Annotated in this window: 16 protein-coding genes and 1 pseudogene; 10 read left to right on the top strand and 7 right to left on the bottom strand. The window is 65.3% G+C overall.

The features are described from left to right. Window position 1: 1 nt before the first annotated feature. Together HJO_RS12675 and HJO_RS12670 are read right to left on the bottom strand one after the other, a co-directional pair. Complete coding sequence (locus HJO_RS12675; RefSeq protein WP_035617412.1) at window positions 2–2,494, bottom strand: ligase-associated DNA damage response DEXH box helicase; 2,493 nt, start codon at window positions 2,492–2,494, stop codon at window positions 2–4. Between the two features lie 58 nt (window positions 2,495–2,552). Continuing rightward, window positions 2,553–4,064: a serine hydrolase domain-containing protein gene (locus tag HJO_RS12670; protein ID WP_051618574.1), complete on the bottom strand. Its 1,512-nt coding sequence runs from the start codon at window positions 4,062–4,064 to the stop codon at window positions 2,553–2,555. Between the two features lie 297 nt (window positions 4,065–4,361). Between HJO_RS12670 and HJO_RS12660 the strand changes: the two genes are divergently transcribed. Both HJO_RS12660 and HJO_RS12655 read left to right on the top strand, forming a co-directional pair. Further along, window positions 4,362–4,823, top strand: a complete 462-nt coding sequence (locus HJO_RS12660) for a (2Fe-2S)-binding protein (protein WP_035617407.1) — start codon at window positions 4,362–4,364, stop codon at window positions 4,821–4,823. Between the two features lie 5 nt (window positions 4,824–4,828). Beyond that, window positions 4,829–7,114 carry a xanthine dehydrogenase family protein molybdopterin-binding subunit gene (locus HJO_RS12655; RefSeq protein ID WP_035617405.1) on the top strand — a complete coding sequence of 762 codons (2,286 nt, stop codon included), beginning with the start codon at window positions 4,829–4,831 and terminating at the stop codon, window positions 7,112–7,114. Between the two features lie 60 nt (window positions 7,115–7,174). Here the strand turns inward: HJO_RS12655 and HJO_RS12650 are convergent, their stop codons facing one another. After that, window positions 7,175–8,404, bottom strand: coding sequence for an Hsp70 family protein (locus HJO_RS12650; RefSeq protein WP_035617403.1), 1,230 nt, complete (start codon window positions 8,402–8,404; stop codon window positions 7,175–7,177). Window positions 8,405–8,518: 114 nt separating this feature from the next. Here HJO_RS12650 and HJO_RS12645 point away from each other — a divergent pair, with 114 nt between their 5' ends. Together HJO_RS12645 and HJO_RS12640 are read left to right on the top strand one after the other, a co-directional pair. Next, window positions 8,519–9,547 carry a ligase-associated DNA damage response exonuclease gene (locus HJO_RS12645; RefSeq protein WP_035617402.1) on the top strand — a complete coding sequence of 343 codons (1,029 nt, stop codon included), beginning with the start codon at window positions 8,519–8,521 and terminating at the stop codon, window positions 9,545–9,547. 57 nt (window positions 9,548–9,604) lie between these two features. Then, window positions 9,605–10,882, top strand: a complete 1,278-nt coding sequence (locus tag HJO_RS12640) for a S1 family peptidase (RefSeq protein WP_051618573.1) — start codon at window positions 9,605–9,607, stop codon at window positions 10,880–10,882. Window positions 10,883–10,888: 6 nt separating this feature from the next. Here HJO_RS12640 and HJO_RS12635 read toward each other — a convergent pair whose 3' ends face one another. Beyond that, entirely contained in the window at window positions 10,889–11,503 is a 615-nt protein-coding gene (locus tag HJO_RS12635; protein ID WP_035617400.1) for a glutathione S-transferase family protein, read from the bottom strand. A gap of 89 nt (window positions 11,504–11,592) precedes the next feature. Between HJO_RS12635 and HJO_RS12630 the strand changes: the two genes are divergently transcribed. Continuing rightward, entirely contained in the window at window positions 11,593–13,215 is a 1,623-nt protein-coding gene (locus tag HJO_RS12630) for a cisplatin damage response ATP-dependent DNA ligase (RefSeq protein WP_035617738.1), read from the top strand. A 79-nt stretch (window positions 13,216–13,294) separates the two neighbouring features. Here HJO_RS12630 and HJO_RS18240 read toward each other — a convergent pair. Further along, window positions 13,295–13,624, bottom strand: a pseudogene (locus HJO_RS18240) (HU family DNA-binding protein); the annotation flags it as partial. 242 nt (window positions 13,625–13,866) lie between these two features. On the opposite strand from HJO_RS18240, the gene HJO_RS12620 reads away from it, so the two are divergent. Genes HJO_RS12620 through HJO_RS12605 form a run of 4 tightly spaced genes read left to right on the top strand, consistent with a single transcriptional unit; the run spans window position 13,867 to window position 16,963 of the window. After that, a complete protein-coding gene (locus tag HJO_RS12620) occupies window positions 13,867–14,625 on the top strand; it encodes a hypothetical protein (protein ID WP_035617399.1) in 759 nt (252 codons plus the stop codon). A gap of 14 nt (window positions 14,626–14,639) precedes the next feature. Continuing rightward, window positions 14,640–15,476, top strand: coding sequence for a mechanosensitive ion channel family protein (locus HJO_RS12615; RefSeq protein WP_051618572.1), 837 nt, complete (start codon window positions 14,640–14,642; stop codon window positions 15,474–15,476). A 31-nt stretch (window positions 15,477–15,507) separates the two neighbouring features. Continuing rightward, window positions 15,508–16,605, top strand: a complete 1,098-nt coding sequence (locus tag HJO_RS12610; protein WP_051618571.1) for a mechanosensitive ion channel family protein — start codon at window positions 15,508–15,510, stop codon at window positions 16,603–16,605. Continuing rightward, window positions 16,598–16,963, top strand: a complete 366-nt coding sequence (locus tag HJO_RS12605) for a hypothetical protein (protein WP_051618570.1) — start codon at window positions 16,598–16,600, stop codon at window positions 16,961–16,963. The genes HJO_RS12610 and HJO_RS12605 overlap by 8 nt, the downstream gene beginning before the upstream one ends. A 6-nt stretch (window positions 16,964–16,969) precedes the next feature. Here HJO_RS12605 and HJO_RS12600 read toward each other — a convergent pair whose 3' ends face one another. Next, window positions 16,970–17,386: a DUF2147 domain-containing protein gene (locus HJO_RS12600; RefSeq protein WP_035617398.1), complete on the bottom strand. Its 417-nt coding sequence runs from the start codon at window positions 17,384–17,386 to the stop codon at window positions 16,970–16,972. 62 nt (window positions 17,387–17,448) lie between these two features. On the opposite strand from HJO_RS12600, the gene HJO_RS12595 reads away from it, so the two are divergent. Next, on the top strand, window positions 17,449–18,351 hold the full coding sequence (locus HJO_RS12595; protein WP_035617395.1) for an SDR family oxidoreductase: 903 nt from the start codon (window positions 17,449–17,451) through the stop codon (window positions 18,349–18,351). On the opposite strand, the gene HJO_RS12590 is transcribed toward HJO_RS12595, so the two are convergent. Then, the gene (locus HJO_RS12590; RefSeq protein ID WP_035617393.1) at window positions 18,348–19,133 is read right to left on the bottom strand and encodes a TlpA disulfide reductase family protein; all 786 of its coding nucleotides are present in this window, start codon (window positions 19,131–19,133) and stop codon (window positions 18,348–18,350) included. The two genes, HJO_RS12595 and HJO_RS12590, sit on opposite strands and share 4 nt — an antisense overlap. Window positions 19,134–19,168: the final 35 nt, after the last annotated feature.

Here is a 19,168-nt window from a genome sequence, read left to right as displayed (position 1 = left end):
TCTAGTCCCGCATCGCATCGCGCACGAGGTCGGCCTCCGCCTCGCCCAGCACAGCGTCCTGCGCTGATGCACCGAACACCGGCTCCCGGCCCATTTCCAGCATCACCGGCACGGCGAACGGGCTGATACGGTCGAGCGTCTCATGATCGATCTTGCCGCGAATGCGCACCAGCATGTCCGACAGACGCCGCACATCCAGCAGGCCGGTCGCCGCATCCTGCCGCGCCGCCTGGAGCAGTATATGGTCCGGCTCGTGGCTGCGCAGCACGTCATAGATCAGGTCGCTGGAGAAACTGATCTGGCGCGAGTTCTTTTCCTTGCCCGGCAGGTTGCGCGCAATCAGGCCCGACACCTGCGCGCAATGCGCAAAGGTCCGCTTCATCAGCGCACTCTCGTCCAGCCATGCTTCGAGATCGTCACCCATCATGTCCGGGTGGAAAAGATCGCCCATGTCCAGCCCGCTCATGTCGTCCATCGCCCAGACAGCCAGCGCGTATTCGCTCGCCACGAAGCCCAGCGGCTTGGCCCCCATCCGCTCCAGTCGCCGCGTCAGCAGCATGCCCAGCGTCTGGTGCGCCAGCCGCCCCTCGAACGGATAGCAGACCATGTAATGCCGCTCGCCGCGCGGGAAGGTTTCAACCAGCAAATGATCCGGTGGCGGAATGCTTGAGCGGCGCACCTGCACTGCGAACCACTCCCGCACCGGCCCGGGCAGCGCATCCCACTGCGCCGGGTCATGGATCATCTGGCGCACCCGTTCGGCAAGGAACGTCGTCAGCGGAAACTTCCCGCCATTATAGGAGGGTATCGCCGGCTTCTCACCCACCGCCCGAACGGTGAGAACGTCGAGGCCCTCGACGCCGATCAGGCGCAACACTTCGCCGCCGAACAGGAACGTGTCGCCGGGCACCAGCGTTGAAATGAAATATTCCTCGATCTCGCCCAGTTTTCGCCCGGCCCGCACCGTTCGCTTTTCCCCGACCGCTGCCGCCCCCTTCCCCACGAAATTGGCCAGCCGCACCGACAACTGCACGGCCTCGACAATCGCCCCGACATTCATCCGGTGCTGCTGCGCATCCTGCGCCGTGCGCGCCACCCAGCGCCCGTCCGGCCGCCGCACGATCCGGTGGAACCGGTCATAGGTCTTCAGTGCATAGCCCCCGCTCGCCACGAAATCGACGATCCGCTCGAAGGTCTCCCAGTCGACGCCCGCATAGGGCGCGGCGCGCACGATCTCGTCGTACAGGGGCGCCAGTTCGAACCCGTCGCCGCAGGCCCGGCCCATGACATGCTGCGCCAGCACGTCGAGCGAACCTTGCCGCAGGCCGTCGCCGTCAATCTCCCCGGCTTCCACGGCCGCCTCGGCCGCACGGCATTCGAGCACTTCGAACCGGTTGGTCGGCACCAGAACGGCCCGGCTCGCCTCGTCCATCCGGTGGTTCGCCCGCCCGATCCGTTGCACCAGCCGCGCCGCGCCCTTCGGCGCGCCCATCTGGATCACGAGGTCCACCTCGCCCCAGTCGATGCCCAGGTCGAGTGTCGAGGTGCAGACCACGGCCTTCAGCTGCCCCGCCGCCATCGCCGCCTCCACCCGCACGCGCTGGTCCTTCGCCAGCGACCCGTGGTGCAGCGCGATCGGCAGGTTGGCGTCGTTCACCCGCCACAGTTCCTGGAACATCACCTCGGCCTGGCTCCGCGTGTTCACGAACACCAGCGCCATTTTCGAGCGCTTGATCGCCTCGTACACTTCCGGCACCGCGAACCGTCCGGAATGGCCTGACCACGGGATGTGCTCGCGCGAGACCAGGATATCCACCTCCGCCGACACGCCCCCCTCGGCGCGGATGATGCGGGCATCCGGCGCCAGCCACCGGGCCAGTTCCTCCGGTTCCTTCACGGTCGCCGAAAGGCCGATGAAGCGGCAGGCCGGGGCCCAACCGCTGAGCGTTGCAAGCCCCAGCGCCAGCAGGTCCCCGCGCTTGGAGGCTGCCATCGCGTGCACCTCGTCGACGATCACGCATTTCAGGTCAGCGAAGAAATCCCGGGCATGGTCCGACGCCACGAACAGGGCGAGCTGTTCCGGTGTCGTCAGCAATATGTCGGGCGGATTGCGCCGCTGGCGCTGGCGCACATGGCTCGGCGTGTCGCCCGTGCGCGTCTCGATCCGTATCGGCAGGCCCATGTCGCCAAGCGGCGCCATCAGGTTGCGTTGCACATCCACCGCCAGCGCCTTCAGCGGCGATATGTACAGCGTGTGCAGCGCCGGAATGCCGGTGTTCGATGCGCGCGCCTTCTCCTTCAGTTCGATCAGGCTGGCCAGGAAGCCTGCCAGCGTCTTGCCCCCTCCCGTCGGCGCGATCAGCAGGGCGCTCTGGCCCTCCAGCGCCGCCTCGGTCAGCGCCAGCTGGTGTGGCCGCGCCTGCCAGCCACGCGCGGCAAACCAGCCCGCGAAGGGGTCCGGCAGGGTAAACACGGGGGCGGCGCTGTCCGGCATGGCAGGCCCAGCCTAGCCCAGGCAGGCAGGCTTGCCTTCCCCCGTCATCGCAGCGTGCCTACTGCCCGAAGCGCTGCTTGATGCGTTCCTTGTAGGGCAATTTCGCCTCGGCCTCTTCCGATTCCGCTTCGGCCGTGGCGAGCTGCGCGGCGCGCTCATCCTCGGCGGCCTGCAGGCCCAGCAGCACGTCGCGCGTGAAGCTGTTGATGTCGAACCGTGCGCCGCCGTTCACGTCATAGCCGCGCCGCACGATGATCGCATTCATTGACGGCACGATGACGACATACTGGCCGCGATTGCCTGCCATGTAGAACGTGCCTTCCGGAACGCCGGCCGCATCATTCATCAGCCAGAACTGCGCGCCATAGCCGGGGCCGGTTGCAGGTTGCACAGGGGCGGGCGTGCGCACGAATTCAGCCCAGCCCTCCGGCAGAAGGCGCTCATTGCCCCACATTCCATCCTGCAGGTAAAGCTGGCCGACGCGGGCCAGGTCACGTGCCGTCGACCAGACCTGGCTCGACGCGATGAAGTCGCCGTTCCAGTCGATTTCCATGGTCGTGTGCACCGCACCGATCTTCGTCAGCAGCTTTTCATACGGGAAGCGATGGAAGGCATCATCATCCTTGAGGGCTTCGCGGAACGCCCGCATCGCGATCAGGGTGTCGTCATTGGCATACTTGAAGCGCGTGCCGGGCACGGCCTCCAGCACCTTGCCTGCGGCCTGGTCGACCACGCGTCCGCCACCGAAATAGATCCGGTCGGTACGCGAGCCGCTCTCGCCGCTGTCCAGCCCACTGGCCATGTGCATCAGGTTGCGGATCGTGATCGCCCGGCGCGGGTCGGCGCCATTGTTCCAGGCCGAGATCACTGCCGGATAATCGATATCGATATGCCCGTTGCGCCGCGCGACGCCGAGGATCGTCGCGGCAATCGACTTGCCGGCCGACCATGTCCGCTGCGGGGTCTCGTGATCGATGCCCCGCGCATAGCGTTCGGCGACGATCTGGCCGTCACGCACGACCACGACGGCGCTGGTGCGCGTGCCATTGCCATAGGTCCGCTCGTCAAAGGCCGACGAGACCGGCAGGTCCAGCCGTTCGGCCTCTTCAGTGCGCAACGAGACCTTGACGTTCGCGCCGATGGCACTGCCACGGTCCTCGCTCGGGACAATCGGCCATGTGGTGAAATGCGGCAGGTAGGCGATCGCGCCCTCACCGGCCCCGATGGGCAGCTGGGTGCAGCCATATCCGGGCCGCCAGGCGGCAATGCGCGGCGGCATGTCAGGCGAATAGGTCACCGAAACCGTCTTCATCGCAGTGTCGACCCTGACAGGCGGCAGGCGGTCATAGGCGCGCTGGTAGTCCTGGTAGATCCCGTCGAGTTCGTTGTCCTCGATCTCGGCCAGCGTCTGGCCTGCAGTGAACAGGCCCGAACAGGTGAACGCAGCCTTCCAGCCAGCGGCAAGGGCCGAATCCATTTCGTCGGTATTGCCACCCTCCTGGGCCAGGGCGGGCACCGCACTCATCGCGAGCACGGCAAGGGATACGATCACGGCAGACATGGCACGCATGGGTCAATTCTCCTCTGACGGGTGCACCATATGGGCATGATTCCGTGTCGCAAGTGTGGCGCGGCAGTTCCAGGCCTGGCAATCCGCCACCACCGCTGAAACAAGAAAGTGAAGTCCGCGGGCCCCCTGCGCGCTGGACACGTCGCTGAATTGCGCGAATATGCCCTCCTGCCTACGAGCGTTAATGAATTGGCAGGCAAACCGACTCCGGTCCGCATCGCGACTCCACGCCAGGCCGGCCAGGTCCGGCATCGCCAGTCCCGGTTGCCATGATCGGCAGACATGGGTGGAGAAAACATGACCAGCTTCAAACTCAACGGAAAACCGTTCACGATCGACACCGATCCCGACACGCCCCTGCTCTGGGTAATCCGGGACGAAGCCAACCTCACCGGCACCAAGTTCGGTTGCGGCATTGGCCAGTGCGGGGCCTGCACGGTCCATGTCGGTGGCGTGGCCATCCGATCCTGCATCACCCCGGTCAGTTCCGTCGACGGCGAAGACATCACCACGATTGAAGGCCTTGATCCGAACAGCGCGCACCCCGTCCAGGTCGCCTGGCAAGACCTGCAGGTACCGCAATGCGGCTACTGCCAGTCGGGCCAGATCATGCAGGCGGCTGCAGCGCTCGCCGAAAACCCGGACATGTCGGACGCCGATATCGACTCGATCATGACCGGCAACCTCTGCCGGTGCATGACCTATACCCGCATCCGGACGGCCGTGCGCCAGGCTGCCAACGCCATGAAGGGAGGCTGAGACCCATGTCACGCTTCACACGCCCATCCGATGCCGCCCCGACCGCTCTCTCGCGGCGCGGCTTTCTCATCACCACCGCCGGCGGCGGCCTCGCCTTCAGCTTCCTCACCGCCTGCGGCGCGAAAGACGCCCCCAGCGACGCAACCACGATCGATGCCGCGCCCTATGCGCCCACACTCTGGTTTTCCCTCGGCGCCGACGGAATCGCCACGATCAACATCATCCGCGCCGAAATGGGCCAGCATGTCGGTACGGCGCTCGCGCGGATCCTCGCCGACGAGCTTGAAATCCCGTGGGACAATGTCCGCATCAAGCAGGTCGACACCGATCCGAAATGGGGTCTCATGGTCACCGGCGGCAGCTGGTCTGTCTGGCAGACCTTCCCGATCTATTCGCAGGCCGGTGCGGCCGGACGCACGGCGCTGATCGAGGCCGGCGCCGCCGCCCTCGGCGTCGATGTCGCTACCTGCACCGCCAGCAACGGGGAAGTCATCTCCGGCGGCAAGAAGATCAGCTATGCCGACATCGTCAGCAAGGGCGTCACCAGGACGTTCACGCCCGACGAACTGGCGGCGCTCCCCGTCAAGCCCGCCGCCGACCGCCGCCTGATCGGCAAGCCGGTCATGGCGCGCGACATCAAGGAAAAGACCAACGGCACGGCCCTCTACGGCATCGACGCCAAGGTCGACGGCATGGTCTATGCCCGCCCCATCATGCCGCCGACGCGCAATGGTTCGAAAGTCAATTCCGTCGACGACAGCGCGGCGAAAGCGGTCAAGGGCTACCAGCAGAGCCTCGTGATCGACGACCCGTCCGGCACCGTGACAGGCTGGGTCATGGTGATCGCCGACACCTATCCGGCGGCCATCAAGGCAGTTGACCTCGTCAAGGTCGACTGGACCCCCGGCCCGACAGCCAAGGTCTCCGAAAAGCAGATCCAGGATCATGCCAGCAGCCTGCTCGACGATCCGTCGCAAGGCGCCATTCTCGACACCGGCGTGACCGACACGACGGCCGCCTTCGCCGCCGCAGCGACCAGGGTGGAAGCCACCTACACGACCGGCACGGCGCTCCACATGCACCTCGAACCCGTCAATGCGCTGGCCTTTGAAAAAGACGGCGTGATGGAAATCCACACCGGCAACCAGTGGCAGAGCCTTGTATTGCCCTGGCTGGCAACGGCGCTCGGCATGCCCGAAGACAAGATCGTCATGCGCACCTACCGGCTCGGCGGCGGTTTCGGTCGCCGGCTGAACGGCGACTATGCCGTGCCGGCCGCCCTCGCCGCCAAGGTGCTCGGCAAGCCGGTCAAGATGGTGCTCACCCGCGAGGACGATACCCGCATGGACTCCGTGCGCTCGCCCAGCGTCCAGCGGCTGCGGCTGGCGGCTGACGCCGACGGCAAGGTCACCGGCATGGAACAGCATGTCGCCGCCGGTTGGCCGACCCAGGTCATGGCCCCCTTCTTCATGCCCAACGGCACCAATGGCGTCGCCTATGACCCGTTTGCCATCAGCGGCGCAGACCATTGGTACACAGTCGGCGCCCACCGCGTCCGGGCTGTCTCGAATGATCTCGCCAACAGCGCGTTCCGGCCGGGCTGGCTGCGGTCGGTCGGCCCCGGCTTCACCAACTGGGCGCTCGAAAGCTTCATGGACGAGGCCGCCCACGCACTGGGCAAGGACCCGGTCGAATTCCGGCTCAGCCTGCTCGACGGTGCCGGCCTCAATGCCGGCTCGGCGCCCAACGCTGTCGGCGGCGCGCTGCGCCAGGCCGAAGTCGTGCGCCGCTGCGCCGCCAAAGCCGGCTGGGGCAAGCCACTGCCGGCCGATACCGGGATCGGTCTCGCGACCAGTTTCGGCCAGGAGCGCGGGATGCCAACCTGGGTTGCCTGCGCAGCGCAGGTTCATGTCGATCGCACCAGCGGTCGCGTCACGGCCGAGAAGCTGACCCTGGTGGCCGATGCCGGCACCATCGTCGATCCTGACGGCGCGCTGGCCCAGATGCAGGGCGCGTCGCTCTGGGGCCTCTCTCTTGCACTGCACGAGGGCACGGAGTTCGTGAACGGACAGGTCAAGGACCTGAACCTCGGCCCCTACACGCCGCTGCGCCTCGCCGACGTGCCGGACCTCGACATCAGTTTTGTCGACAGTACCGAAGTCCCCGTGGGCCTCGGCGAGCCGGCGACCACCGTCGTCGGCCCGGCGATCGGCAATGCGATCTTCAATGCCGTCGGCGCGCGCCTGCGCCACATCCCGATCAAGCCGTCCGCTGTCCTGGCCGCGATCTAGGCGGCCAGCCTGCCGAACGGATGCAAGGGGAAACGGGGCCAGTGCGAGCCCGTTCGCACGTTAGCGGGTTGCGGCCCCATGCAGGGCCAGGCCCTTGGCGACGGCGCCGAAGCGGTCATTGGCTGACAGGGCGGCATTGCTGAATCGCCCTGCCAGCCGTTCCTGCACCAGCGGGATGAAGGTGGACCCGCCCACCATGACGATGTCGGTGATCTGGTCGGGCGCCACACCCGCCCGCGCAAGGCAGTCCACCGCCACCGCGTCCATCCTGGTCACGGCACTGTCAATCAACTCTTCGAACGTCTGGCGTTCGACCAGCCGCTCCAGATGCGCCTCGGGCGTATCATAGACGAATGTCTGCTGTTGCGTGTCGCTCAGGCCGATCTTGATCTGCTCGGTGCGCTTGGCATAGGTGTGCGCCTCGTGGTTGTGCACGAGATGGTCGAACGCCCGGATCGCCTTGCTGTTCGGGCTGTTCAGGATCATCCAGCTGATCTGTTTCCGGATGTCGCGTGTGTACAGCTTGTTCAGGCTCTTCCAGTCCGACAGCGTCGCATACGGCGTCGAGGGGGCCGGCAAGTTGTTCAGTTCCAGCGTCTCCCAGTTCCCGAACAGGCGGGAGAGTTCGAAAAAGCTCAGCTGGTGATCGAAATCATTGCCGCCGACATACAGGCCCGCGCTGCCCAGCACATCGAACCCGGAATTGTCCGGCGATATGCGCACGACCGAGAAATCAGACGTGCCGCCGCCGATATCGACCACGAAGATCAGCTTTTCCCGTCCGCTCGGGAACGCCACAGACCGTGCCGCCGCCACCGGCTCGTCAAGGAAGGCGACACGCGCAACGCCCGCCTCGTGCAGGCAGGCTTCCAGGATGGTCTGGGCGCGCCTGTCCAGGTCGGCATGCTTGTCGTTGAACGACACCGGACGGCCCTGGATCACGGAGTCGACGCGCTGGCCCGTCAGGGCCTCGGCATCGGCAATCACCCGGCGCAGGAAATGTGCGATCACATCGCGGAACGGCAGCCGCCGGCGGCCCACTTCCGTCGTCTCGTCAATCAGGGACGAGCCCAGCACCGACTTGATCGAGCGCATCAGCCGGCCATCCTCGCCTGACTCGTATGCGGCCACGGCCTGCGACCCGATGGCGTACTCGCCGGACTCCGATCCGTAAAACACCGCCGTCGGGATCGATGTCGTCTCCGGCTCGAGCGCGATCAAGGTGGTTCCGTCCGGGCCGCAAAAGGCGATGGACGTGTTCGACGTGCCGAAATCGATGCCAATTTGCATGGGAGCAGCCCTTGATGCGAAATGCGGCCCCGTCGCCTAGCCCACTTGGGCGCAAAGCGAAAGGGACCGTGTCTGCCCCCTTCCCCCACCCGCACCAGCGCCTACACTCCGCGCATGCTCCGCCCCGACCTCCTCCTCCAGCCGACACCCAAGGGCCTCTACTGCCCGCCGGGAGACTTCTACCTGGACCCCGTGCGCGGCGCCGTTGACCGCGCCGTGATCAGCCATGGCCATTCCGATCATGCCCGCGGCGGCCATGGCAAGGTGCTCGCCCATCCCGACACGCTGGCCATCATGGCCTGCCGCTATGGCGCCAGTTTCGCGAAGGCGACACAGGCGCTGGACTATGGCGAACCGGTCAGCATCAACGGCGTCACCGTCTGGCTTTCCCCGGCCGGCCACATCCTCGGGTCGGCCCAGGTCGTGCTGGATTACAAGGGCCTGCGCATGGTGTTCACCGGCGACTACAAGCGCCGCTTCGACCCGACCTGCGCCAGCTTCGAGCCCGTCACGAATACCCATGTGCTGATTTCCGAAGCGACATTCGGCCTGCCGGTCTTCCGCCATCCCGATACAGGCCGCGAAATCGAGCGCCTGCTGCACAGCCTCGCCACCTTCCCCGAGCGGACGCATTGCGTCGGCGCCTATTCACTCGGCAAGGCCCAGCGCGTGATCCGCCACCTGCGCCTCGCCGGCCATGACGCGCCCATCTACATCCATTCCAGCCTCGAAAAGCTCTGCGCGCACTACCAGTCCGTCGGCATTGACCTCGGAGTGCTGGTCACCGTGCCAGCGGGCGAACAGGCGAAAGCCGCGCGGGAAGCCTGTCGCGGCCAGGTCGTCGTCGCCCCGCCCGGCAGTTTCGAGGGCAAGTGGGCGCAGAATTTCCCCGATCCGGTCATCGCCTTCGCATCCGGCTGGATGAGTATCAAGCAGCGGGCAAAACAGCGCGGCGTGGAGCTGCCACTGGTGATCTCGGACCATGCCGACTGGGACGAGCTGACCCGGACGGTGCAGGAAGTGAACCCGTCCCAACTCTGGGTGACCTATGGCCGCGAGGACGCGCTGGTACGCTGGGCCGAGCTGGAAGGCCGCCGTGCCCGGCCCCTGCGCCTTGTCGGCTATGACGAAGAGGTCAGTTGACCGCACGCCCCGGATGCGGCCTTTAGGAGGGACATTGGTGCTTTCAGAGGGGACGAAATGAAACGCCCGGTTCTATTTGCGGCCGCCGCCGCGCTACTCGCACTGTCAGCCTGCGACGCCGTTCGTGTGCCGGGCGTCAACCCGGTCGAGGAAGAGTCCGCCGATCCGGTCGCCCAGCTGCCCGACGACATTTTCGACGAGGATGTAGCCAATTCTGTTGAAGTCGTGCCTGAAGCCCCGGCAACCGTGGCCGCGGCCCCCGAGCCGGCAGCCGCAGAAACAGTTGAAGCCGCCGCGCCCGCTTCGGATACCCCCCTCGCCGACGAAACCGGCACGGATACCGATGCTGATGCCAGTGTCGATGCCGGTACAGATGCAGATGCTGATGCCAGCGGCGAGCCCAGCGCCGTTGACGACGCAAGCCTGCAGCCTGAATCCCTCCCCGCCCTCGCCCTGACCGTCGACACGCCCCTGCCAACCCTCGCGTCCCTCAATGCCGGCCGCTGCGGCCTGCCCGCTGGCGCCGCGCCGACACCGACCGTCGCCTCACTCGCCGGTGCGCCAGCGGCGGCTGACAGCACCGCCGCGCCCTCCGCCGTCAACGGCCTCGCCGCCAGCCTTGCGAGCTTTCCGGGCATCGTGAAGCTGGAACCGCGCGGCCCCGGGCCCAACGGCACGATCCTGTCCGGCCATTGCAGCGCCACCCGCATCGCGCCCAACTGGTTCGTCACGGCGGCCCATTGCGTCGATGACCCGTATGACGAGCTGCGCATCATCGGCGACGCGGAAAACCTGCGCAGCCCGCTCGCCAAGGTCACCTCCGGCAAGACGGCCGTGTGCCATGCCGGCTACAAGGGCACTGCCACCGGCTATGCCAATGACATCGCGCTGATCCGCCTCGACGACGACCAGGTCGCCCCGATCGCGGACGTGCCGATCGCCACCTATGGTCCCACCCTGCTGACGCTGGCCCCCGCCAATTACCCCACATTCGACATGGCCGGCTGGGGCATCACCCATTATGGCGGCCAGCTCTCGAACGCCCTCCTCACCACCACGCTGGCCAACAGGGCCGACGGCCCGGCGGTGATCGACGTGGCCAGCGCCGGCGGGGCCGGCCCCTGTGTCGGTGACAGCGGCGGGCCGCTCTATGTCACCGAGGCGGACGGCACCCGTACGGTTGTCGGCGTGCTCTCGGTCGTCGAACAGAACCGCACGACCGGGGAATTCTGCGCCGGCGACTATAATGGCCGCTACACCAACCTGCAGGGCTATATGGGCTGGATCACCTCTGTCATGGCCCTGTGCGACGCCCGCACGGACCATTGCAGGTAGGCAGGCCTAGATCCCGACTTCCAGCATCTTCTGGTAAGCTGGCCGCGCCTGCATCTTCGTGAGCCAGGCCTTGGTTGCCGGGCGATTTTCCAGCGCGCCCATGCTGTCAGCCATCTGGATCTGGAAGCCCATCAGGCAGTCGGCTGCCGTGAACCGGTCGCCCGCGAAGTAGGGATATGTCGCAAGGTGCGCCTCGATGACGCCAGCTGCCTTCTCGCGCTCGGCCGCCATCATTGCGGTGACCGGGCTGTTTGTCATGTCGACATTGCGGAAATAGACCTGCAACAGGCCCGGCAGGAACACGGCCCCCTCGGCAGCGTGAATCCACTCCAGGTAACGCGGGAATTCCGGCGAGTTGGGGCGCGGGTGCAGCTGGAAGGCCGTGTCGTACTTGCCCATCAGGTATTCGGCGATGGCGCCCGTCTCCGCGATGACGACCCCGTCATCCTCCAGCAGGGGTGACTTGCCCATCGGGTGGATCTTCAACAGGTCCGGCGGCGCAAGGTTGGTGGTCTCGTTGCGCTTGTAATGGACGATTTCGTGCGGCACGCCGAGTTCGGCGAGCAGCCAGACGATCCGCTGCGAGCGTGAAGCATTCAGGTGGTGGAGCGTGAGCGTCATCGGCTGGTATCCCTTGCGGTTTTCATTTTGCGTTCACGATCTTGAACGAGGCGCTGTCATGCAATGTGTTTGGCCTTATGTATGGCCTGATGCAAGCCTTTGCCGACCTGCTCGACCGTCTGGTCCTGACGCCGTCCCGCAACGGCAAGCTCCGCCTCATGATGGCCTATTTCGCCGCTGCCCCGGACCCGGACCGCGGCTATGCCCTCGGCGCCCTCACAGGCGACCTCGACATTCCCGGCGTCAAGCCGGCCATGATCCGCGACCTGATTGCGGACCGGATGGACGCCGGCCTTTTTGCGATGTCCTACGATTACGTTGGCGATCTTGCCGAAACCGTCAGCCTCGTCTGGCCCGGAGACCGGCGTGCGAACCGCCCGCCGCCCCTGTCGGACATCGTCGAGACCCTGTCGGGCGCCAGCCGCGCCGAGGCGCCGGGTCTCGTGGCGGGCTGGCTCGACGATCTCGACACGACCGGACGCTGGGCCTTGCTGAAACTGATGACCGGCGGCCTGCGCATCGGCGTCTCGGCCCGGCTCGCGAAACTTGCCCTGGCCCAGTTCGGCGAGAAGGACGTGACCGACATCGAGGAAATCTGGCACGGCCTTGCCTCGCCCTATGAAAGCCTGTTCGCCTGGCTGGAAGACCGCGCCGAGAAGCCGGCGCCGGACATCGCCGCCCCCTTCCGGCCCGTCATGCTCGCCCACCCGCTGGTGCCCAAGGCCGACCGCGGCAATCCGGACGCCCTCGACCCCGCGCTGATCCGGCCGGACACGTTCGCAGCCGAGTGGAAGTTCGACGGCATCCGTGTCCAGGCCTCGGCCGAACGCGGCACACGGCGCATCTACACCCGTACCGGTGACGATATTTCCCGCACCTTCCCGGATGTCGTGGCCGCGATGGATTTCGAGGGCACGCTCGACGGCGAACTCCTCGTCCGGACCACCGACGGCGCCGTTGCCCCCTTCAATGCATTGCAGCAGCGCCTCAATCGCAAGACGGTCTCGAAGCGCCAGATGGAAACCCATCCGGCCTTTATCCGCACCTATGACATCCTGCAGGATGGCGGAACGGATCTGCGCGCCCGCCCCTTCCGCGCCCGCCGCCAGAGCCTTGAAGCCTTCGTCGCAGGGTTGAGCCCTGCCCGCTTCGACCTCTCCCCGCTCGTCCCGGTCACCGATATCGCCGCACTCGACGCCGCCCGCCTCGCACCGCCCTCGCCCGAGATTGAAGGCCTGATGCTGAAACGCTGGGACAGCGCCTATGTCGCCGGGCGCCCGAAAGGCCTCTGGTACAAATGGAAACGCGATCCCTATCTCGTCGACGCCGTGCTGATGTATGCCCAGCGCGGCCACGGCAAACGGTCCAGCTTCTATTCCGATTTCACGTTCGGTGTCTGGCGCGCGGCCGGCGGCGAAGACGAATTGACCCCTGTGGGCAAGGCCTATTTCGGTTTTACCGACGCGGAACTGAAGCAACTCGACGCCTTCGTGCGCGCCAACACGATTGAGCGGTTCGGGCCGGTGCGCTCGGTGACGGCGAACAAGGAAACGGGCATCGTTCTGGAAGTGGCCTTCGAGGGCCTGCAGCGCTCGCCGCGCCACAAGTCCGGTATCGCCATGCGCTTTCCCCGGATCAATCGCATCCGCTGGGACAAACCGACCGCCGAGGCGGACCGGCTCGAAACACTCGTGGCACTCCTGCCAGACTAGCGGACCCTTGCGCAAAACGAAAAAGGGCCGGACCATTTCCGGTCCGGCCCTTCAATGAATACTGGAAAGAATTCCGTCCTCAGACGGTCTCTTTCAGTTCCTTTGCGACGCGGAAGGCCACCTTCTTCGAAGCCTTGATCTTGATCGCTTCGCCCGTTGCCGGGTTGCGGCCCATGCGTGCCGGGCGCTTGCGCACTTCCAGCGTGCCGAGGCCGTTCAGGCGAATACGTTCGCCCTTCTTGAGGCGCTTCGTGATTTGCGTCGCCATGTCGTCGAAAATTTCCTGCGCCTGCTTCTTAGTCAGGCCGTGTGTCTCGGCCAGGCCGACCGACATCTGACGCAGTGTGACAGTCGGCGCAGTCTTGGTTGCCGCCTTGGCAGGTGCTGCAGCCGGTTTGGCTTTCGCAGCCGGCTTGGCAGCCGCCTTCGCAGCAGGTTTCTTCGCGACAGAAGGTTTCTTCGCGACAGCCGTTTTCGTGGCGGCAGGTTTGGCAGCGGCCTTCTTGGCCGCAGGTTTCATTGCCATGAGCAAATTCCTTTGTTGAATCTCCGCAGAGGCGTCGGCGTATAACGTCAATTCGCCCGCCTGCATCAAACTTTTTTCAGTTGGGGCGCGTTACCGCATGATTTTTCAGCTACATATCACCTCCCATGCAGAGACACCGGTCATCCATCCTGATTCTCCTTGCCCTGTTGCAGCCACTGGCAGGCGCCCTCGCGCCCGTGCTGCGAATCGGCACACCGATCGGCAATGCCACCCGCGATGCGGGCGCGCCGGAACAACCGCTGCCGATTTTCTTCGCAATCTGGGGCGTGATTTTCCTGGCCTATTTCCTGTTTGCGCTGGCTACACTGCTGCGGCACGAACCCTGGATGGACCGAATCGCAGCGCCGCTGGCCCTCGCCGGATTCTTCAGTGTTGTCTGGATGCTGAGTGCGCAGATCATCGCCTCCCAGCCACTCGACTTCGTCCTGCTCTTTCCCATCGCAATCACGGCATGGACGGCGGCCTACAGGTTCGACCGCGTGCGCGGCATGGGCGGCAGCCCGGCCAAGTTCATCGCCGATGCCGCCACCGGCCTTCTGTCCGGCTGGATCATGGTCGCCATCGCAATATCGATCCCGCTGACCATCCGCTCGTTCTCGACCCTCGGCCCGACAGACCTCCCTTGGCCCATGCTGTGGACCACGATCGGTGCCGCAGCGCTTGGCACCTGGGCCTTTAGCCGCTTCATCAGCCGCAGTCCCTGGTTCTTCATTGCGCTCGGCTGGGGCCTCGTCGGCATCATCCTCAACAACTGGACGATCACGGGCATGAACTGGCTCGCCATCATGACAGGTGTCGTCACCTGTCTCATCCTCTACCTCCGGCTGACGCGCGGCGCTCGCGGCGCGCTTGGCCAAACCTGACCCCGGAGTATTTCATGGACTTTCTGAACAATATCGACTGGCAAGCCGCGCTCGCCGAAAACTGGCCCACGCTTGCAGCCTATGGGCTGAAGGCGCTCGGCGCCTTCATCCTGCTGATTGTCGGCCTGCGCATCTCCGGCGCAATGGCCAGCCTCGTCCGTCGGCAGGCGGTCAAGCGCCCGAATATCGACGAAACGCTGGGCAGCTTCTTCGCCTCCCTCGTCCGCTGGTTCCTGACCGCGGCCACCATCATCGCCGCGCTGCAATTGTTCGGCATCCAGGCGACCAGCTTCGTCGCCATTCTCGGCGCCATGACCCTGGCCATCGGCCTGTCGCTTCAGGGCGCGCTCGGCAATATCGCATCCGGCATCATGATCATGCTGTTCCGCCCCTATGGTGTCGGCCAGTATATCGAGGTCGCCGGCATTGGCGGCACGGTGAAGGAAATCAACCTGTTCCAGACCATCATGGCGACACCCGACAATGTCCAGGTGATCGTGCCCAACAGCCAGGCCATTGACGGCGTCATCAAGAACTATGCCGGCTATCCGACCCGCCGCATCGATCTTGTCTTCGGCATCGACTACGGCGACGGCATGGAACATGCGATCAGCGTCATCGAGGGTGTCATCAAGGCCGACAAGCGTGTCCTGGCAGACCCCGCCCCCGTCGTACGGGTCAGCGCGCTGGGCGCCAGTTCGGTCGACATCATTGCCCGCCCGTGGGTGAAGACACCCGATTACTGGGAAACCCGCTGGGCCCTCACAATGAACGTCAAGGCGGCCCTCGATGACGCCGGCATTTCCATTCCTTACCCGCACCAGGTCAACGTGACCAAAAGCGAGAGTTGAAGCCAGCTCCGGCGCATGACATGAGGTCGCCATGATACCTGAAATCGACATGACGGGCTGGCCCGACTGGGCAGTGGCTGCGGAACCCGAGGTCCTGAAATGGTCACTGGTGTTCGGCGCAACCATCCTGATCTGGATTGTCGCCATCGTGATCAAACGGCTGGTCATGCTGGTCGGCAAGATGGTCACCGCAAAGGACATGGATTTCGAAGGCTCCAGCTGGGACCTGGGCGCTTCGGTGGCGCGCATGTTCGCGCTGATCCTGATGTCGCCCCTGCCGCTTGGACTGGCGGGCTATGACTGGCGAACACTGGTCGAGAACCGGGGTCCGGGCGCGATCGCGGCGGTCGCCATCCTCTTCGTGGCCATCCTGTTTGCGAACTGGGTCGCCCGGTCGATGCGCAATTTCGGCGGCAAGGCCCATCGGCGCACCGGCGCAGACGACACGCTGTTCGCTTTTGCCGGGTCACTGGTCAAATACCTGATATTCGCCGTCGCCATCGTCATGGCGCTGACCCAGCTTGGTTTCCCGACAACCTCGCTGGCCGCCGTGCTTGGTGCGCTCGGCCTGGCCATCGGCCTTGGCCTGCAGGACACGATGAAATCGGTCGCCGCCGGCGTCATGCTGGCCATCCTGCGCCCGTTCCGCATTGGCGACTATGTCAGCCTGGCCGGTCTCGAAGGCGAGGTTACCGACATCTCGCCCTTCACCACCTCGCTGAAGCAGGTCGACAACAAGATCGTCATCGTCACCAATGACAAGGTCTGGAGCGATGCGCTGGTCAACCACACGCGCCAGACACGCCGCCGGTTCGACCTCTATTTCGACATTTCCTATGACGACAACATGGACCACGCGCTGGCCGTGTTGCTGGCGGTCGCCACCGACCATCCGCGCGTGCTGGCCAAGAGCGAGACATGGGTTGGCGTGCATGCCCTCGCCGACTGGAGCGTCAAGCTGCGCCTGCGCGCCTGGGTCGCGACACCCGAATTCGTGCAGGTCCGCGCCGACATTACCAAGGGCGTCAAGGAAGCCTTCGATCGCGAAGGCATCTCGATCCCGTATCCGCACCAGGTCAATGTCGCCTACAAGGGCAATGTGGCAGTGAACAAGGCGGAACATGAGTGACAGCGAACCACCCGTTGTAGAACCGCTTCCGCCGCCGCCCGGCCCGGCCCCCGCGCCCAGGCCCGTCAAGCCGCCGCCCCGCCCCCTGCTCATCCGCCTGTTCGGCATCAGTCCCTGGGGCGGCCTCAAGCTGCTCGCGCTATGCGTGCTGGTGGGATTCTTCGTCCTGGCGGCCAATTTCAATCCGGCCTCGCCCGACGTCGACGTCCCCGCCGCCCTCGCCTCGATTGCCCGCCAGACGCTCGCCGCTGCCGGCTGGGCTGTCCGGAATTTCTGGAAGCCCGCGCTCGCTGGCGCCGGCATCGTGTTGCCGGTCTGGATTCTCTGGCGGCTGGTCAGCCTGCCCTTCCGGAAATAGCGCCCCTCAGCCTACCGGCTTCCAGTTCTGCGTCTTGCACAGCATGGCGATACAGCCCTTCACTTCAAGCACGCCATCGTCCAGCCGTTTCATGCGCGAGCTGTAGGTCTTGCCCTCTTTCGGGTTGTAGATCGTGCCACCGGCCCAGCCCTTGGCCTTCTTCTCAAAGCCCTGCAGCATCGTCAGGCCGAGAATCTTCTTGCCGTCCGCATCCGTCGCGGTGTCCGGCGTCTTGCCGTCCGTCACGCTTGCCGGATCGATCCACACGATCGTGCCGCACGGGGTGCCGTCGCCGCAATCGGCAATCTCGACATGCGAATTCTCTTCTTCGGTTGCGAACGTGCCGAACACGTCGAGCGGTCCGGCGCTGGCATGGCCTGCCGCGAGGGTAATGGCAAAGAGCGAAAAGATGACAGGTTTCATGGGATGCCTCCGGCTGCAGACTGGCTATACTCGCTAGCAGATAAAAAAAGGGGAGACCACTTATGGATACGTCACAACTCATGTTCCGCGACGGCCTGATGAAGGGTGAACGCATCCTGGTCACGGGCGGCGGCACCGGCCTCGGCAAGGAAATGGCCGAAGGCTTCCTGACGCTCGGCGCCGAGGTCCACATCTGCGGCCGGCGCGGTGGCGTGTGCGAAGAGACCGCCAGGGAACTGATGGACAAGCATGGCGGCAAGGTCGTGCCGCACGCGTGCGATATCCGCGTCGCCGAGGCGATCACCGACATGAACGACGCGATCTGGGCCAAGCACGGCCCGCTCACCGGCCTCGTCAACAATGCCGCCGGCAATTTCATCTCGCGCACCGAAGACCTCTCGATCCGCGGCTTCGACGCCATCGCCAATATCGTCTTCCGCGGCACGTTCTACATGACGCATGATATCGGCACGCGCTGGATCAAGGGCGGCCATCGCGGCAACGTTGTCTCCATCCTGACGACATGGGTCTGGAATGGCGGGCCCTTCGTCGTGCCGTCCGCCATGTCCAAGGCCGGCGTCAACGTGATGACACAAAGCCTCGCGGTCGAGTGGGGCCGCTACGGCCTGCGCTTCAACGCCATTGCGCCGGGCCCCTTCCCCACGGAAGGCATGTCGAAGCGCCTCGCGCCGGATGCCGACGGTGCCAAGCGGATGGACAGCGGCACCGCCAACCCGATGGGCCGCGTCGGCGAGATGCACGAACTGGTCAATCTCGCCGTCCTGCTGATGGGCCCCGGCGCCGAATACATCAACGGCCAGACCATCGCCATTGACGGTGCCATGTACAATGCGTCCGGCGGCAACTTCTCGATGCTCACCGAATGGGGAGACGCCCAGTGGCAGGCCGCCAAGGATGCCATCACCGCCACCAACAATGCCGACAAGGCGAAGCGGACGGTCTAGCCGCCGCTTTCCGTCAGCGCGGCAAAGAAGGCAATCATCTCGTCCGACGACCAGATACCTGTCCGGTCGTCGGGCATTTGGTAGAACAGGGCATAGGGCTCTCCGCCCGGCCTGTAGACGATGTTCGTCGGGTATTGTGCGCCGACGGTCTGCCCGCTCGCAATGAGCAAGGCATTGGCGTCGGATCCGGCTGCAAACAGGGGCGCGAGCGACTTCACGCCGCGCTTGCGATACACCGCCTCGACATCGGCCAGCGTGTCATTGCGCGACATGTCAGCGTCGATTGCCAGCAATGTCACGCCCGCCTCGGCCAGGCGCGGCGCACCCGCATCCATGTCAGGCAGTTCCTTGACACAGGGTGCGCACCACGTCGCCCATATGTTGATCACAACCCAGCCATCCTTCGCGGCGGCGAATGCGCCCCCGGTGTCACCTTCCGGCGCGATATCCGGCCAGTCGGCGCTCGACGGCGCCTCAACAAGGCGCCCACCAGGGAATGACGGCACGCCTTCCGGCAGCTTGATGTCAGCACGCGCGGCCTTTTCCGCCGCCATTTCTTCGAGCATTCTTTTGGACATCTCTGCACTCTTTATCTCGTTTTCGAGATACGCGGTCGTCCTGTGCTGCTCGATCAGGTCGTCCGGCAGCACGGACAGGTCCACCCAGCCCTCTCCCGGCTCGACGGCCTGCGGAAACAGGTGCGGCGCCGCCACCAGCCCGCCGGCAAATCCCGCACAGAGAGCCGCCGCCCCCACGATCCCGTATGCAACCTTCACATCCATCCTCCTCACCCATAGATGGATTGTAATACTGTCAC

Source organism: Hyphomonas johnsonii MHS-2 (assembly GCF_000685275.1).
In the GTDB taxonomy this organism is placed as follows: Bacteria; Pseudomonadota; Alphaproteobacteria; order Caulobacterales; family Hyphomonadaceae; genus Hyphomonas; species Hyphomonas johnsonii.
The sequence above is the reverse complement of the archived record's forward strand: the minus strand, read 5'-3'. Positions and strand labels throughout refer to the sequence as shown.

What these genes read in the sequence shown, in the direction of transcription:
- HJO_RS12640 (WP_051618573.1), top strand. Translation starts at nt 9,605, where the DNA reads ATGAAACGCCCGGTTCTATTTGCGGCCGCCGCCGCGCTACTCGCACTG.
- HJO_RS12635 (WP_035617400.1), bottom strand. Translation starts at nt 11,503, where the DNA reads ATGACGCTCACGCTCCACCACCTGAATGCTTCACGCTCGCAGCGGATC.
- HJO_RS12660 (WP_035617407.1), top strand. Translation starts at nt 4,362, where the DNA reads ATGACCAGCTTCAAACTCAACGGAAAACCGTTCACGATCGACACCGAT.
- HJO_RS12675 (WP_035617412.1), bottom strand. Translation starts at nt 2,494, where the DNA reads ATGCCGGACAGCGCCGCCCCCGTGTTTACCCTGCCGGACCCCTTCGCG.
- HJO_RS12670 (WP_051618574.1), bottom strand. Translation starts at nt 4,064, where the DNA reads ATGCGTGCCATGTCTGCCGTGATCGTATCCCTTGCCGTGCTCGCGATG.
- HJO_RS12600 (WP_035617398.1), bottom strand. Translation starts at nt 17,386, where the DNA reads ATGAAACCTGTCATCTTTTCGCTCTTTGCCATTACCCTCGCGGCAGGC.
- HJO_RS12590 (WP_035617393.1), bottom strand. Translation starts at nt 19,133, where the DNA reads ATGGATGTGAAGGTTGCATACGGGATCGTGGGGGCGGCGGCTCTCTGT.
- HJO_RS12605 (WP_051618570.1), top strand. Translation starts at nt 16,598, where the DNA reads ATGAGTGACAGCGAACCACCCGTTGTAGAACCGCTTCCGCCGCCGCCC.
- HJO_RS12595 (WP_035617395.1), top strand. Translation starts at nt 17,449, where the DNA reads ATGGATACGTCACAACTCATGTTCCGCGACGGCCTGATGAAGGGTGAA.
- HJO_RS12615 (WP_051618572.1), top strand. Translation starts at nt 14,640, where the DNA reads ATGGACTTTCTGAACAATATCGACTGGCAAGCCGCGCTCGCCGAAAAC.
- HJO_RS12620 (WP_035617399.1), top strand. Translation starts at nt 13,867, where the DNA reads ATGCAGAGACACCGGTCATCCATCCTGATTCTCCTTGCCCTGTTGCAG.
- HJO_RS12655 (WP_035617405.1), top strand. Translation starts at nt 4,829, where the DNA reads ATGTCACGCTTCACACGCCCATCCGATGCCGCCCCGACCGCTCTCTCG.
- HJO_RS12610 (WP_051618571.1), top strand. Translation starts at nt 15,508, where the DNA reads ATGATACCTGAAATCGACATGACGGGCTGGCCCGACTGGGCAGTGGCT.
- HJO_RS12630 (WP_035617738.1), top strand. Translation starts at nt 11,593, where the DNA reads ATGCAAGCCTTTGCCGACCTGCTCGACCGTCTGGTCCTGACGCCGTCC.
- HJO_RS12650 (WP_035617403.1), bottom strand. Translation starts at nt 8,404, where the DNA reads ATGCAAATTGGCATCGATTTCGGCACGTCGAACACGTCCATCGCCTTT.
- HJO_RS12645 (WP_035617402.1), top strand. Translation starts at nt 8,519, where the DNA reads ATGCTCCGCCCCGACCTCCTCCTCCAGCCGACACCCAAGGGCCTCTAC.